Source organism: Nocardia sp. XZ_19_385 (assembly GCF_015355755.1).
Classification (GTDB): domain Bacteria; phylum Actinomycetota; class Actinomycetes; order Mycobacteriales; family Mycobacteriaceae; genus Nocardia.
The window spans coordinates 703,894-716,861 of record NZ_JACVEE010000002.1 but is presented as its reverse complement, the minus strand read 5'-3'; the positions used below and the strand labels follow the sequence as shown (position 1 = coordinate 716,861).

General features: G+C 67.2%; 16 protein-coding genes. 10 read left to right on the top strand and 6 right to left on the bottom strand.

The window, feature by feature from the left end; genetic code table 11:
• The first annotated feature begins 13 nt into the window (after positions 1–13).
• The 4 genes from IBX22_RS16015 to IBX22_RS16000 are packed head-to-tail and all read left to right on the top strand — an operon-like array spanning position 14 to position 3,196.
• On the top strand, positions 14–826 hold the full coding sequence (locus tag IBX22_RS16015; protein WP_194816363.1) for an SDR family oxidoreductase: 813 nt from the start codon (positions 14–16) through the stop codon (positions 824–826).
• 21 nt (positions 827–847) lie between these two features.
• The gene (pyrE, locus tag IBX22_RS16010) at positions 848–1,381 is read left to right on the top strand and encodes an orotate phosphoribosyltransferase (protein WP_194817722.1); all 534 of its coding nucleotides are present in this window, start codon (positions 848–850) and stop codon (positions 1,379–1,381) included.
• A gap of 50 nt (positions 1,382–1,431) precedes the next feature.
• Entirely contained in the window at positions 1,432–2,490 is a 1,059-nt protein-coding gene (locus IBX22_RS16005; protein WP_194816362.1) for a beta-ketoacyl-ACP synthase 3, read from the top strand.
• 7 nt (positions 2,491–2,497) lie between these two features.
• On the top strand, positions 2,498–3,196 hold the full coding sequence (locus IBX22_RS16000; protein WP_194816361.1) for a lysoplasmalogenase: 699 nt from the start codon (positions 2,498–2,500) through the stop codon (positions 3,194–3,196).
• Here IBX22_RS16000 and IBX22_RS15995 read toward each other — a convergent pair.
• The 3 genes from IBX22_RS15995 to IBX22_RS15985 all read right to left on the bottom strand — a co-directional run bounded on the left by IBX22_RS15995 (position 3,180) and on the right by IBX22_RS15985 (position 5,825).
• Positions 3,180–3,626, bottom strand: coding sequence for a hypothetical protein (locus IBX22_RS15995; RefSeq protein WP_194816360.1), 447 nt, complete (start codon positions 3,624–3,626; stop codon positions 3,180–3,182). The two genes, IBX22_RS16000 and IBX22_RS15995, sit on opposite strands and share 17 nt — an antisense overlap.
• 190 nt (positions 3,627–3,816) lie before the next feature.
• The gene (locus tag IBX22_RS15990; RefSeq protein WP_194816359.1) at positions 3,817–4,470 is read right to left on the bottom strand and encodes a response regulator transcription factor; all 654 of its coding nucleotides are present in this window, start codon (positions 4,468–4,470) and stop codon (positions 3,817–3,819) included.
• Complete coding sequence (locus IBX22_RS15985) at positions 4,470–5,825, bottom strand: sensor histidine kinase (RefSeq protein ID WP_194816358.1); 1,356 nt, start codon at positions 5,823–5,825, stop codon at positions 4,470–4,472. Before IBX22_RS15985 ends, IBX22_RS15990 begins: the two co-directional genes overlap by 1 nt.
• 92 nt (positions 5,826–5,917) lie before the next feature.
• On the opposite strand from IBX22_RS15985, the gene IBX22_RS15980 reads away from it, so the two are divergent.
• The 4 genes from IBX22_RS15980 (at position 5,918) to IBX22_RS15965 (ending at position 8,734) form a co-directional block, all read left to right on the top strand.
• Positions 5,918–6,238, top strand: coding sequence for a DUF4190 domain-containing protein (locus tag IBX22_RS15980; RefSeq protein ID WP_309234636.1), 321 nt, complete (start codon positions 5,918–5,920; stop codon positions 6,236–6,238).
• Positions 6,239–6,284: 46 nt separating this feature from the next.
• The gene (locus IBX22_RS38150) at positions 6,285–6,803 is read left to right on the top strand and encodes a DUF4190 domain-containing protein (protein ID WP_305082258.1); all 519 of its coding nucleotides are present in this window, start codon (positions 6,285–6,287) and stop codon (positions 6,801–6,803) included.
• Positions 6,804–6,833: 30 nt separating this feature from the next.
• Complete coding sequence (locus IBX22_RS15970; protein ID WP_194816356.1) at positions 6,834–7,517, top strand: TrmH family RNA methyltransferase; 684 nt, start codon at positions 6,834–6,836, stop codon at positions 7,515–7,517.
• Positions 7,518–7,645: 128 nt separating this feature from the next.
• Positions 7,646–8,734, top strand: coding sequence for a glycoside hydrolase family 76 protein (locus tag IBX22_RS15965; RefSeq protein WP_194817720.1), 1,089 nt, complete (start codon positions 7,646–7,648; stop codon positions 8,732–8,734).
• Here IBX22_RS15965 and IBX22_RS15960 read toward each other — a convergent pair.
• Both IBX22_RS15960 and IBX22_RS15955 read right to left on the bottom strand, forming a co-directional pair.
• Complete coding sequence (locus IBX22_RS15960) at positions 8,731–9,387, bottom strand: DedA family protein (protein WP_194817719.1); 657 nt, start codon at positions 9,385–9,387, stop codon at positions 8,731–8,733. The genes IBX22_RS15965 and IBX22_RS15960 overlap by 4 nt on opposite strands.
• 46 nt (positions 9,388–9,433) lie before the next feature.
• On the bottom strand, positions 9,434–10,093 hold the full coding sequence (locus tag IBX22_RS15955) for a DedA family protein (RefSeq protein WP_194817718.1): 660 nt from the start codon (positions 10,091–10,093) through the stop codon (positions 9,434–9,436).
• A 227-nt stretch (positions 10,094–10,320) separates the two neighbouring features.
• Between IBX22_RS15955 and fbaA the strand changes: the two genes are divergently transcribed.
• Entirely contained in the window at positions 10,321–11,355 is a 1,035-nt protein-coding gene (gene fbaA, locus IBX22_RS15950; RefSeq protein WP_194816355.1) for a class II fructose-bisphosphate aldolase, read from the top strand.
• Between the two features lie 94 nt (positions 11,356–11,449).
• Entirely contained in the window at positions 11,450–12,568 is a 1,119-nt protein-coding gene (locus tag IBX22_RS15945; RefSeq protein WP_194816354.1) for a BTAD domain-containing putative transcriptional regulator, read from the top strand.
• 10 nt (positions 12,569–12,578) lie between these two features.
• Here the strand turns inward: IBX22_RS15945 and IBX22_RS15940 are convergent, their stop codons facing one another.
• Entirely contained in the window at positions 12,579–12,884 is a 306-nt protein-coding gene (locus tag IBX22_RS15940) for an excalibur calcium-binding domain-containing protein (RefSeq protein WP_309234635.1), read from the bottom strand.
• Positions 12,885–12,968: the final 84 nt, after the last annotated feature.

Genomic DNA, 12,968 nt, shown 5'->3' with positions numbered 1-12,968 from the left:
GAATGTGGTCGTGATGACCGAAAGTGCTGCTTCCGCGCGCCTGCCCGGCGCCACCCGTCCGGTCGCCCTGATCACCGGGCCCACCTCCGGCATCGGCCAGGGCTACGCCACCCGCCTGGCCTCGCTCGGCTGCGACCTGGTGCTGGTGGCCCGCGACATCGACCGGCTGACCGCGCTATCCGGGGAGCTGGAGCGCAAATTCGGCACTCGCTCGGAGGTGCTCGGCGCCGATCTGTCCGACGCGAAGGATCGCGCGCGGGTCGCGGCCCGGGCCGCCGAGGGCATCGAATTCCTGGTCAACAACGCCGGATTCGCGCACAAGGGCGAATTCTGGACCCTGCCCTACGAGCAATTACAGTCCCAGCTCGACGTCAACGTCACCGCGGTGCTGCAACTGACCCACGCCGCCCTGCCCGCCATGATCGCCGCGGCCAAGGGTTCCATCGTGAACGTGGCCAGCGTCGCGGGCCTGGTACCCGGACGGGGCTCGACCTATTCGGCCTCCAAGGCCTACGTCGTATCCTTCACCGAAGGCTTGGCGGGCGGCCTCGCCGGAACCGGTGTACGGATCCAGGCGCTCTGCCCCGGATTCGTGCGTACCGAGTTCCACGAGCGCGCCGGCATCGAGATGTCCTCGACGCCGAAAGCGATGTGGCTATCCGTCGAGCAAGTGGTCAACGGTTCTCTGGACGATCTGGAGAAAGACCGGGTGGTGTCGGTGCCCGGAGTGCAGTACAAGGTGCTCACCACGGCGGCTGGCATGATTCCGCGAGCCCTGCAGGTGCGCATGAGTCGCGGCCTGTTCAATTCACGCGGAAGGACATAACAAAAAATGAGCGAGGCAACCCTGCTTGATCGCGACAAGCTGGCCGCGCTGGTGCGCGAGCTGGCGGTCGTGCACGGCAAGGTCACGTTGTCCTCCGGCAAGGAGGCCGACTACTACGTCGACCTGCGCCGCGCCACCCTGCACCACGAAGCCGGCCCGCTGATCGGCCGGTTGCTGCGGGAACTGGTCGCGGACTGGGACTTCGACGCGGTGGGCGGCCTGACCATGGGCGCGGACCCGGTGGCGATGGCCGTCATGCACTCTGCGGGCCGTCCGATCGACGCCTTCGTGGTGCGCAAGGCCGCCAAGACCCACGGCATGCAGCGCCAGATCGAGGGCCCGGACATCGTGGGCAAACGCGTGCTGGTGGTCGAGGACACGACCACCACCGGCAACTCGCCCCTGACCGCAGTGCGCGCGCTGCGAGACGCGGGCGCTACCGTCGTCGGTGTGGCCACCGTTGTCGACCGGGAAACCGGCGCCGATCAGGTGATCGCGGCCGAGGGCCTGGAGTATCGATCTATCCTCGGTTTGAAAGACCTTGCCCTGGGTTAGCCTGGGCACGGTTTAAAGGGTTGTCCGGTGAAGGGTCGTGTGAGTCACCCATGGTGAGCATTGCTGTCAACAAAAATCGCGAGAACGTTGCGATGCTCGGAATCGGGGCCTACCGTCCGCAGCGCATCGTCAGTAATGACGAGGTGTGCGCGGTGCTCGATTCCACTCCAGAGTGGATCTTCGAGCGCACGGGTATCCGCAATCGCCGCTGGATCAGCGGCGACGAGACGCTGCGTTCGATGGCGGCCGCGGCCGGTGAGCGCGCGCTGAACAACACCGGTCTCGACCGGTCCAAGATCAGCGCGGTGATCCTGTGCACCTCGAGCTGGCTCAAGCTCACCCCGCACGGCGCTCCCGCCATCGCCCACGACCTGGGTATCAACGGTGTCCCCGCATTCGACCTGACCTCGGGTTGCGGCGGTTTCGGGTACGGCCTCGGCGTTGCGGCCGACCTGATCCGCGCGGGCTCCGCCGAATACGTGCTGGTGATCGGCGCGGAAACGATGACCGTCGGGCTCGATCCGACCGACCGCGGTACCGCCATGATCTTCGGTGACGGCGCGGGCGCGGTCGTCGTGGGCCCGAGCGAGGAGAACGGCATCTCCCCGACGGTGTGGGGCAGCGACGGCGAGCACGCCGAAGCGATCTCCCAGGACGTCGACTTCCTGGAGTACATGAACAAGGCGCAGGCCCTGCAGGGCACCGACCCCGAGCTCGAGGCGATCGGCCGGATGTCGCTGCGCATGCAGGGGCCGAGCGTATTCCGCTGGGCCGCGGTCACTTTGCCGCGCGCGCTGGCCTCGGCGCTGGAGATGTCCGGCGTCGCCAAGGAAGACATCGAGGTGTTCGTGCCGCACCAGGCCAATGCCCGCATCAACGAGTTGATGCGCAAGAACCTGGGCCTGGCCGACGACATCCCGATGGCCAACGACATCGAGAACACCGGCAACACCTCCGCCGCGTCCATTCCGCTGGCGATCGAGGAAATGCTGGTCAGCGGCAAGGCCAAGGGCGGGCAGACGGCCCTGCTGCTCGGATTCGGCGCGGGCCTGAGCTACGCGGGCCAGGTCGTCATCCTGCCGCCCGCCCCGGCCGAGCCGAGCTTCTGAGGTTTCCATGCGTGCATTTCGGGCCGGATTTCTCGCGGCCGCGGCGGTCACCGTCTATGGCGCGGTGACCGGCAGGGAAAAATTGCAGTGGGTCGCCAAGCCGCTGATGATGCCGTTGCTCGCCGCGGATGTGGCGACCTCCGGCGTGGATATCGAGGCCACCGATCGGAAGGTGCTGCTCGGGTCGCTGGCGGCGGCCACGGTCGGTGACATCCTGCTGATCGATCCCGACAACGATCGCCGCCTGATCGCGGGTGCGTCGTCGTTCGCGGTGATGCAGACCGGGTATTCGACGCTGTGGTTGCGCAAGGGTGCGCGGCCGTTGCCCGCTATCGCGCTGCCCCGGGTCGCGGCCTGGCTCGGTGCGAGTGTGCTGCTGCGGACCAAAGCGCCCAGTGTCGCAACGCCTTTGACCGCCTACGGTGCGACGCTCGGTACCGCTGCCGTGCTGGCCTCGGACCCTGGTTTGGCTCCCGACGCGAAAAACATTGCGGGCCTGAATATCCCCGGCGCGGACCCGCGCAGCCGCCTGGGGCTCGGCGCTTTACTGTTCACCGTGTCCGACGGCCTGATCGTGCTGCGCCGCCTGTTCGCGCGCAGTGCGCGATCCCGGCATGTCACCGAGGGCGTCATCCTGACGACCTACGCGGCCGCGCAGTATCTGCTGGCCGATCCGCGGGCCCACCAGGTCACAGTACGAGGATGATGCGGTCCCGGTTGGTGGGGTCGACCCGGATCGAGATGGTCTCGCCGACCGCCAGTTTCGGGCTGTCGGCGGGCATGAGGTCGAAAGTGATCGAGCCGGTGTAGGTTTCGGCCCCCGGGATGGTGAGTTCCAGTTCCAGCTGCGTCATTTCGCTGTGGTGGTCGGTGCGTTCGAGGGCGCGGCGGCCTTTGACCGTGGCCCAGCCTTCCAGGCCGTGCTGCCAGAGTTCGCGATCGGCGCGGGAGGGGCGGGTGGCCAGCAGCATGCCCAAGCCCAGGCAGGAGCCGAACAGGCCGACCATGGCCACGATCTGATAGGGCACGGTGCCGGGCGGGGCACGGTGGATGAGCCAGCCCAGCCACAGGCCGAGCAGGATCAGGTACCCGGCCGTGATGCCGAGTACCGTGCGAAGAATGCGCCCGTGATCCATGCTCTATCCTTTTCCAGCGCCTGCGGCACTGGGGGGTTCGCGGCCCCTATTGTCTCGCATCCGAGCAGCCGAGACTCGCACCTTCGGCGCATGCGCTTCGGCTACTCGGATGCGAGACGGGCCGCGAACGGTCGCTCGTAAGACTCGCTCCGTGCGGAGCAAGTCGGTGCGACCCTGACGCCGAGCGCTGTCAGCCCTTCAGGCGCAGCACGGCGAGCACTCGCCGGTGATGGGTATCCGACACGGGCAGATCGAGTTTCACGAAGATGTTGCCGATGTGCTTCTCCACCGCCCGTTCGGTGACGGTGAGCGACTCGGCGATGGCGTTGTTGGACAGGCCCTGGGCCATGAGTTCGAGGACTTCGCGTTCCCGCGGGGTGAGCCGGGCCAGCGAATCCTGTTGCCGGGAGGCGCCCATCAGCTGACTCACCACTTCCGGATCCAGGGCGGTGCCGCCGGTGGCGACCCGCTGCAGGGCATCGACGAACTCGCGCACGTCGGCCACCCGGTCCTTGAGCAGGTAGCCGACACCGCTCGCGCCGCCCGCGAGAAGTTCGGTGGCATAGCGGGTTTCGATCCACTGCGAGAACACCAGTACCCCGGTCATCGGGTACTTGCGGCGCAGTTCGATGGCGGCGAGCAGGCCCTCGTCGGTGAAGGACGGCGGCATCCGCACGTCGACCACGGCAACGTCCGGATTGTGCTGTCCGACAACATCGCTCAGCGTGGACGCGTCGCCCACCATGGCGACCACTTCGTGCCCGCGTTCGGCGAGCAGACCGGCCAGGCCGTCGCGCAGGATCGCGCTGTCCTCGGCGATGACAATGCGTAAGGGGGTAGTCATTACGGGCCTACCTTCGGTAGCAGCAGCGTCACCACGGTCGGGCCGCCGGTCGGGCTGTCCACGGTCAGCGTTCCGTCGACCGCGCGCGACCGCGCCGCCAAGCCGGAAAGTCCGCTGCCACCAGCTGTTTCCGTGTCACCCGGGGGCAGCACACCGCCGATTCCGTTGTCGCGCACCGTGATCGCGATGGTGCGCGCGTCATGCGGGACCACCGATACCCAGGCCCGATCCGCGTGCGCGTGCTTCACCACATTGGTGAGCAGTTCGGCGACCGAGAAGTAGGCGATGGCCTCGATGGCCGGGCTGGGGCGCTGTGGCAGCGTCACCCGCAGGTCCACCGGCACGGCGCAGCGTGAGGTCAGTGTTTCCAGAGCCGGTTCCAGGCCCAATTCCAGTGCGGGCGGGTGGATTCCGCGCACCAGCTCGCGCAGTTCAGTGAGTGCTTCCTTGGAGCTGGCGTGCGCGTTGGCAATGAGATCGCGCGGATCCGCGCCGGCGTCCAGGCGTTCCTCGGCGCGGCCCAGCGCCATGGCGATAGTGACCAGCCGGGCCTGGGCGCCGTCGTGCAGGTCACGCTCCACTCGGCGCAGCGTCGCGGCCGCGTCGTCCACCGCGGCCCGGCGGCTCGCCCGTAACCCCACCAGCTGCTTGTCGCGGACGGTGGCCGAGAGCAAGGCGATCGTCAGCGCCCGATGCACCAGGCAGATGCCGCGCAGCAGCCACGGCAGCGCGAAACACAGCAGCACGCCGATCGCACCGACACCCAGCACCCGGGGCCAGGTATCGATGTAGAACGAACCGAACTGCATCATCGAATTGCGCGGGACGCCGTTCTCGTCGGCGTTGACCGGCCGGAACACGCCCCAGATGATCGGGGAGATCGCGACGAACACGACCATCGCCGCGACCACCAGCGCGAGGTAGCCGATCACGATGCCCAGCGGAACCTGGATCACCAGGAACACCAGCGCCCGCCAGCTCGGCCGATCGGTGAACGCGCTCTTCAGGAAGCCGAAGACGCCGGGTTGCGGCGCGAACGGCGGCGGCGATTCGACGGGGGTGTCGAGCAGGGTCTCGGCCAGCCCCCGGTAGATCCAAGCCCAGGGGCGGCCGCCCAGGAGCACAAGCGCCAGGAGCGGAATACCGATGATCGTCAGCGAGACGAACAGACCGCCGCCGAGGCCCACGAACAGATAGGTGACGACCACCAGCCCGAGCACGAAAACCGCCAGCAGATAGGCGAATTCCTTCCAGGTCCGCGCCTGGATCGGTGCGCTCAGCACGGTGCGCCACAGCGGCGGCGCGGACGGCTGCGGGTCCAGCACGACGGTGGGTTCGGCCTGTGTCTCGGTCATGTATTCCATGCTTGTCGGTGTGGCAACGGCTTTCGAGGGAGCTGTCCGCCGAAACCATGGTGGTGCCAGCTACACCTCGTACGATCGATGGGGTGAACGCGTATCCGGAGCCGTACTACGGTTACCCACCTTATGTCCGGCCGCCGGATCATCCGCAGGCCACCACAGCCATGGCGCTCGGCATCGTCGCCCTGCTCAGCTACGTCGCGTGCCCGCTGCTGGTGGTGCTCGGCCCGGTCGCGTGGGTGATGGGTAAGCGGGCGATGGACGAAATCGATGCGTCCGGGGGCGCGCTCGGAGGCCGGGGTAATGCCCAGGCCGGCTATGTCTGCGGCATCATCGCCACTGTCCTGCTCAGCCTCGCCGTGGCGTTCTTCCTCACCATGTTCATCGCAGTCGGCATATCCCTGTGATGTCGCAGACCCACCGAAGCGGAACGCTGACGGCTAACATCTCCTCATGAGTTTTCCGCCGTCGATGGACAAGTCCGACCAGCCGGACCAGCCCTATGGGCAACAGCCGTACGGCCAGCAGCCGTACGGCCAATCCGATCCGCACGCGCAGCAACCACAGCAGCCGTACGGACAACAGTCCGACCCCTACGCCCAGCAGCAGCCTTACGGTCAGCAGCCCTATGGCCAGCAGCCTTACGGGCAGCAGCCATACGGTCAGCAGCCCTACGGCGCCGCGCCGTACGGCAGCCCCTACGGTCAGCAGGAGCATCCGCAGGCGACCCTGGTGCTGATCCTGGGCATCCTCGGCGTCACCCTGTGCGGGCTCTGCGCGCCGTTCGCCTGGATCATGGGCAAGAAAGCCGTGGACGAGATCGACGCCTCCGGCGGCGCCATAGGTGGCCGCGGCAAGGCGCAGGCCGGTTTCATCCTGGGCATCGTCGGCTCCGCGCTGATCGCCCTGGGCATCCTGTTCTTCATCTTCGCGATCGTCCTGGGCGTCTTCAGCGCCAGCTCCGGCTACTGACGTCGCAGCGCTGGAATTAGCATCGTCGGAGTGACTCACCCGCAGCCCGACACCGCCGAGCAGATCCCCGGACCCACCGAATGGGGCGAGCATCCGCACGGTGTCGGGCCGTGGTCCGACGAATTCGGCACTCCGCCGCCGGACGACTCGCGTCTGGACCCGGAACTGCTCGCGCACGGCGACCGCCGCAACGTCGTCGACGCCTACCGCTACTGGACTCGCGAGGCCATCGTCGCCGACATCGACCGGCGCCGGCACCCGTTCCACGTCGCCATCGAGAATTTCGGGCACGACGCCAATATCGGCACCGTGGTCCGCACCGCCAACGCGTTCGCCGCGGCCGCGGTGCACATCGTCGGCCGCCGCCGCTGGAATCGCCGCGGCGCGATGGTGACCGACCGCTATCAGCATCTCGAACATCACACCGACTTGGCCGAACTGCTCGACTACGCCACACGGCACGGGCTGACCGTCGTAGCTGTGGACAATGTGCCGGGCGCGGTGCCGCTGGAAACCGCCGACCTGCCGCGCGACTGCCTGCTGCTGTTCGGGCAGGAGGGCCCCGGCGTCACCGAGCACGCCAAGGACGCGGCCGCGATGACCGTCTCGATCGCCCAGTTCGGATCCACCCGCAGTATCAACGCCGGTGTCGCGGCGGGTATCGCCATGCACGCCTGGGTCCGGCAGCACGCCGATTTGTCCACCTCCTGGTAGCGGCTCCGATAACAAATAGGCCACGTAATGTGCTTGCGAGCTGGCACCATTGAGAGATGACATCGCGAAGCCCGAATACCGGGCAGGACGCTGCATCGACGCCCGAACTGTGGTCGGAGCGTGCCGATATGGCGGAATCCGCGATCATCTCCCGCCATCTGCGGGCCCTCTGGGCTTTCCCGGGCACCGAACTCGGCGTCGTCGGCTGGCCCGCGACCAAGCGGGAACGCACCTTCGGTTACTGGCATTACTGGTGGCAGGCGCATCTGATCGACTGCGCGGTCGACGCCGCCAACCGGGTGCCGACGCCGGCCCGCCGCAAACGCATCAGCGAGCTGGTGCGCTCGCATCGGGTTCGCAACATCACCGGCTGGACCAACAAGTACTACGACGACATGGCTTGGCTGGCCATCGCCCTGGAACGCGCCGAACGCACCCAGGGCATGACCGAGGTGCGCGGCGCACTGATCGCGCTGGAGAACAAGCTCTACGACTCGTGGAATCCGGCGGTGGGCGGCGGTATTCCGTGGCGGATCGGGTCGGATTTCTACAACGCCCCCGCGAACGGGCCCGCGGGGATCGCGCTGTGCCGGCTCGGCCGGTACGGGCGCGCCCAGGAGATCTCGGACTGGCTGGAGGAGAACCTGCGGGACGCGGACTCCGGTCTGATCCTGGATGGCATCCATCTCCCGTCGGGGGTGATCGAACGCCCGACCTTCAGCTACTGCCAGGGCGTGGTGCTGGGTCTGGAGGCCGAGCTCGCGGTGCACACCGGCGAGGCACGGCACGTCGAGCGCGCGCATCGGCTGCTGCACGCTGTCGACGCGCGGATGACCACCGGCGGCGTGATCCACGGCGGCGGTGGCGGCGACGGTGGCTTGTTCAACGGGATCCTGGCCCGGTATCTGGCGGTGGTCGCGCTGATGCTGCCCGGTGACGCCCGCGAACAGGTCGAGGACCGGCAGCTCGCGGCCACCATCGTCCGGAAATCCGCCGCGGCGGCGTGGGCGAATCGCCTCGAGGTCGAGGGCGAGCCGCTGTTCGGGGCCGATTGGTGCAAACCCGCCCGGGTCCCGGGCGGGAGTTCCGGTGCGGGTCTGTTCACCACCGGTGGTTCGGTGACCGCCTCGGAGATTCCCGAACGCGACCTATCGGTGCAGCTGTCGGGCTGGCTGCTGATGGAAGCGGCCTACCAGGTCACCGCGGCCGGACTTTAGCGTTCCGCGGGGGCGGTTTCGACGTCGAAATCCTCGGCGGGCTTGGCCATTTCCTGCCGGTAGTGCCGGATCCCGAGTGCGGTGCCGATGATCAGCCCGATCACCAGGGTGCCGATCACCACGGGCATCAGCCACGGCACCCGCTGCAGCCAGCCGCCCGCGTAGTAGCCGATCAGCAGCAGGACCGGCGCCCAGATGATCGCGCCGATGGTGCTGGCCACGGTGTATTTCCGGTGATCCATTCCGGCCGCACCCGCGACCATCGGGCACAGCGTGCGCACCCACGGGATCCAGCGCGAGACCAGCACCGCGAGAAAACCGTGGCGCTGCAACAAGTCCGAGACCCGCGCCAGGTTCCGGGTGTTGATGTAGCGGCCGTTCTTCCGGGCCACCAGATGGTGGCCCGTGCGCTGGCCGATGACGTACCCGACCTGGTTACCGGCGATCGCGGCGATCATCGCGCCCACCGAGAGCGCCCACACCTGGGGTTCGCCGGTGGCGTGCGCGGACATGACGATGCCCGCCGTGATGAGCATCGAGTCGCCGGGCAGGAACAGCCCGACGATCAGTGCGCATTCCAGGAAGACGAAGGTGAGGACCACCGTCCAGACGAGCGTGGGGCCCGCCGACAGGAGCGGATCGAAGGAGCCCACCGCGAGGGGCTCGACCGCAAGAAGTGAAGGCGCCGTAGCCACCGGCTCAGCGGGTCGATTCGTTTGTCGTGCCGGTGAGCTCGGCGTCGAGGATGTCCTTGGCCGGGGTGTTGCCCCGGTTACGCAGCTTGTTCACGACGGCCATGATGCCGGGCAGGATCGAGACGAACACGATCAGCAGGAAGATCGCCTCGATGTGATCGCGGACGAACGCCACGTTGCCGAGGAAGTAGCCGATGATGGTGACGCCGCCGCCCCACAGGATCGCGCCCACGATGTCGAAGGCGACGAACTTGCGGTAGGTCATCTGCGAGACGCCCGCGAGCACCGGCATGAAGGTGCGCACGATCGGGACGAACCGGGCCAGGATGATCGTCTTCGGGCCGTGCTTCTCGAAGAAGTCGTGGGTATCGGTGATGTAGTGCTTCTTGAAGAAGCGGGTGTCTTCCTTGTGGAAGATCTTCGGGCCGATACCGCGGCCGATCCAGTATCCGCACTGGTCACCGAGGAAGGCGACCAGGATGGTCGCGGGCAGCAGCACCCAGATCGACACCGGGGGATTGGGCTGTGCGGAGAGCATGCCGCCGGTGAACAGCAGGGAGTCGCCGGGCAGGATCGGGAACAGCAGACCGGTCTCGATGAAGACGATGATCAGGATCGCGGGCAGTACCGCGTTCGCCAGCCAGGTCTCGGTGAGCAGAGTCATCGGGTCGAGGATGTTGCTCCACACCGACTTATCGGTCGCTGCCAGTAGATCGGTCGCTGCCAGCAGATTCACGCGGCCTCCTGTTCGGGGTCGGCCGGCGCGCGTCACGTTTCACCGTTCGAGTGCCGCCAGCCCGATTACCCGGCCCACAGTACCGGGTATCGCCCCCTGGCTTAGGGTGTGCCTGACAGAATTGTCTTTTGCCGCACAATACGGAGGTTGTCACTGTGCCCATCGCGACTCCGGAGGTCTACGCCGAGATGCTCGGTCGGGCCAAAGCGAACTCCTTTGCCTTCCCGGCCATCAACTGCACCTCGTCGGAGACGATCAACGCGGCCATCAAGGGCTTCGCGGATGCCGGCAGCGACGGCATCATCCAGTTCTCCACCGGTGGCGCGGAATTCGGCTCCGGCCTGGGTGTGAAGGACATGGTCACCGGTTCGGTGGCGCTGGCCGAGTTCGCGCACGTCATCGCCGCCAAGTACGACGTGACGATCGCGCTGCACACCGACCACTGCCCCAAGGACAAGCTGGACGGCTTTGTGCGCCCGCTGATCGCGATCTCCCAGGAGCGCGTCAACGCCGGCCTGAACCCGCTGTTCCAGTCGCATATGTGGGACGGCTCCGCGATCCCGATCGACGAGAACCTGGAGATCGCCAAGGAGCTGCTGAAGGCCACGCACGCGGCCAACATCATCCTCGAGGTCGAGATCGGCGTCGTCGGCGGCGAAGAGGACGGCGTCGAGGCCGAGATCAACGACAAGCTCTACACCTCGCCCGAGGATTTCCAGAAGACGATCGACGCGCTGGGCCACGGCGAGAACGGCAAGTACCTGCTGGCCGCCACCTTCGGCAACGTGCACGGCGTCTACAAGCCGGGCAACGTGAAGCTGCGCCCCGAGGTGCTGGCCGAGGGTCAGCGCGTGGCCGCCGCCAAGCTCGGCCTGGGTAGCGACGCACAGCCGTTCGATTTCGTCTTCCACGGCGGCTCGGGCTCGCTGAAGTCCGAGATCGAGGATGCGCTGCGGTTCGGTGTGGTGAAGATGAACGTCGACACCGATACCCAATACGCCTTCACCCGTCCGGTGGTCGGCCACATGTTCGGCAACTACGACGGTGTGCTGAAGATCGACGGCGAGGTCGGCAACAAGAAGGTCTACGATCCGCGCTCCTACCTGAAGAAGGCGGAAGCGGCCATGGCGGCGCGTGTCGTCGAGGCGTGCAATGATCTGAAGTCTGCGGGACGGTCGATCAGCGCCTGATCCTTTGCCTCACGGGGGCAAGGGATTCAGCTGGCTCTTTCGAGCGACCTGCAAGCAGTCGCAAGCGGTCCGGTGAGGGAGCAATAGGAAGTTCATGAGTTTGGATGTGCGCGTGCTCGGGCCCGTCCGGTTGTTCGTCGGTGGTGAACCGGTGGCGGTCGGCGGGCCCAAGCCGCGCGCGTTGCTGGCGGCCTTGACCGTCAATCGGCGGCGCGCGGTGTCCTCGGCCGTGCTGGCCGAGATGGTGTGGAACGAGGATCCGCCCGACTCCTACGCCGCGAGCCTGCAGGTGTTCGTCTCGAATATCCGTAAGGCGCTGCGTAATTCGGGTGTGGATCCGGCGGCGGTGCTGCGCACGGAGTCCTCGGGCTATCGGCTGGAGATCGCCGAGGAAGCCTGCGATATCGGCCGGTTCGAAGCCGCCCGGGAGGCTGCGGCCAAGACCGCCGGTGTCGGTGATTTCGAGGGCGCCGCACGGCTTTACACGACCGCGTTGCAGGAGTGGAGCGGTCGCGCGCTGGCCGATCTGGCGGGGCTGAGTTTCGCCGACGGTTTCGCTACCGCCATGGAGGAGGAGCGCCTGGTCGCCGCCTCGGCGCGCATCGACGCCGAAATCGCCTGCGGGCGGCACTCTTCGGTGATCGGTGAGCTGCGATCCATGACCGCCGAGCATCCGCTGCGCGAACCGCTGTGGGGTCAGCTGGTCACCGCGCTGTACCTGTCCGGCCGGCAAGCCGACGCGCTCGCCGCCGCCCGCAGGGTCAAAGAGGTGCTCGCCGAGGAACTGGGTATCGATCCGGGACCGGCGCTGGTGGAGCTGGAGCAGCGGGTGCTGCGCCAGGAACCGTTGAACACCACCGAGTTCCGGCGCACCGAAGATCTGCACAAGTACATGACCGAGACGGTCACCGAGATGCCGCGCACGGTCCGCAACGGGCAGCTGCGCCTGCCCGACGGCCGGGCGCAGGTGATCCCGCCGGCCGGGCTGCGCATCGGCCGGATGACCGACAACGATCTGATCCTCGACGACCCCAAGGCCAGCCGGTATCACGCGCACATCATGCCGAGCCGGGCCGGACTGCTGATCAAGGATCTGGGTTCGGCCAACGGCGTCTACGTCAACGAGGAAGCCATCGATAACGGCGCGCTGCTCGCTGACGGCGATGTCATCCGGATCGGCGCGACCGTGCTGGTGTTCCAGGCGATTACGTAGTCAGAGCGCCTCAGCGTTCCGAGGATTCGCAGGCGATGCCGTCGCCGTCGCGGTCCAGGTAGGGCCAGTAGCCGGGCTCGCCGCGCCGCAGCTGCCAGTTGCCGTCGGCCCTGGCTTCGGCGCAGCTGCTGTAGAACTGTTTTTTCGGTTTGTCTTTGTCGGTCGGTCTCAAATCTTGGTCGCGCAGCTCGCCGGCCTGCGCGGTGGCGGGCACGGGGCCGAGGATGGCGGCCGCGGGGGCGAGCCCGAATCCGGCGACCAGGCACACGGCGCCGAGGGCCGAGGCCGCGCGGCGAGGATTCACGGTGATACTCACGGTTTCCATCGTGCGCCGACTTCCGAATTGATGCTATTTGCGCTGATGGCGGCTTGATCGGAAAGTCTGACCGGGATCGGACGA

Excerpts from the sequence above, each read along its gene's own strand:
- IBX22_RS16015 (WP_194816363.1), top strand. The coding sequence starts at position 14 with ATGACCGAAAGTGCTGCTTCCGCGCGCCTGCCCGGCGCCACCCGTCCG.
- IBX22_RS16005 (WP_194816362.1), top strand. The coding sequence starts at position 1,432 with ATGGTGAGCATTGCTGTCAACAAAAATCGCGAGAACGTTGCGATGCTC.
- IBX22_RS16000 (WP_194816361.1), top strand. The coding sequence starts at position 2,498 with ATGCGTGCATTTCGGGCCGGATTTCTCGCGGCCGCGGCGGTCACCGTC.
- IBX22_RS15995 (WP_194816360.1), bottom strand. The coding sequence starts at position 3,626 with ATGGATCACGGGCGCATTCTTCGCACGGTACTCGGCATCACGGCCGGG.
- IBX22_RS15990 (WP_194816359.1), bottom strand. The coding sequence starts at position 4,470 with ATGACTACCCCCTTACGCATTGTCATCGCCGAGGACAGCGCGATCCTG.
- IBX22_RS15985 (WP_194816358.1), bottom strand. The coding sequence starts at position 5,825 with ATGACCGAGACACAGGCCGAACCCACCGTCGTGCTGGACCCGCAGCCG.
- IBX22_RS38150 (WP_305082258.1), top strand. The coding sequence starts at position 6,285 with ATGAGTTTTCCGCCGTCGATGGACAAGTCCGACCAGCCGGACCAGCCC.
- IBX22_RS15965 (WP_194817720.1), top strand. The coding sequence starts at position 7,646 with ATGGCGGAATCCGCGATCATCTCCCGCCATCTGCGGGCCCTCTGGGCT.
- IBX22_RS15955 (WP_194817718.1), bottom strand. The coding sequence starts at position 10,093 with ATGACTCTGCTCACCGAGACCTGGCTGGCGAACGCGGTACTGCCCGCG.
- IBX22_RS15945 (WP_194816354.1), top strand. The coding sequence starts at position 11,450 with ATGAGTTTGGATGTGCGCGTGCTCGGGCCCGTCCGGTTGTTCGTCGGT.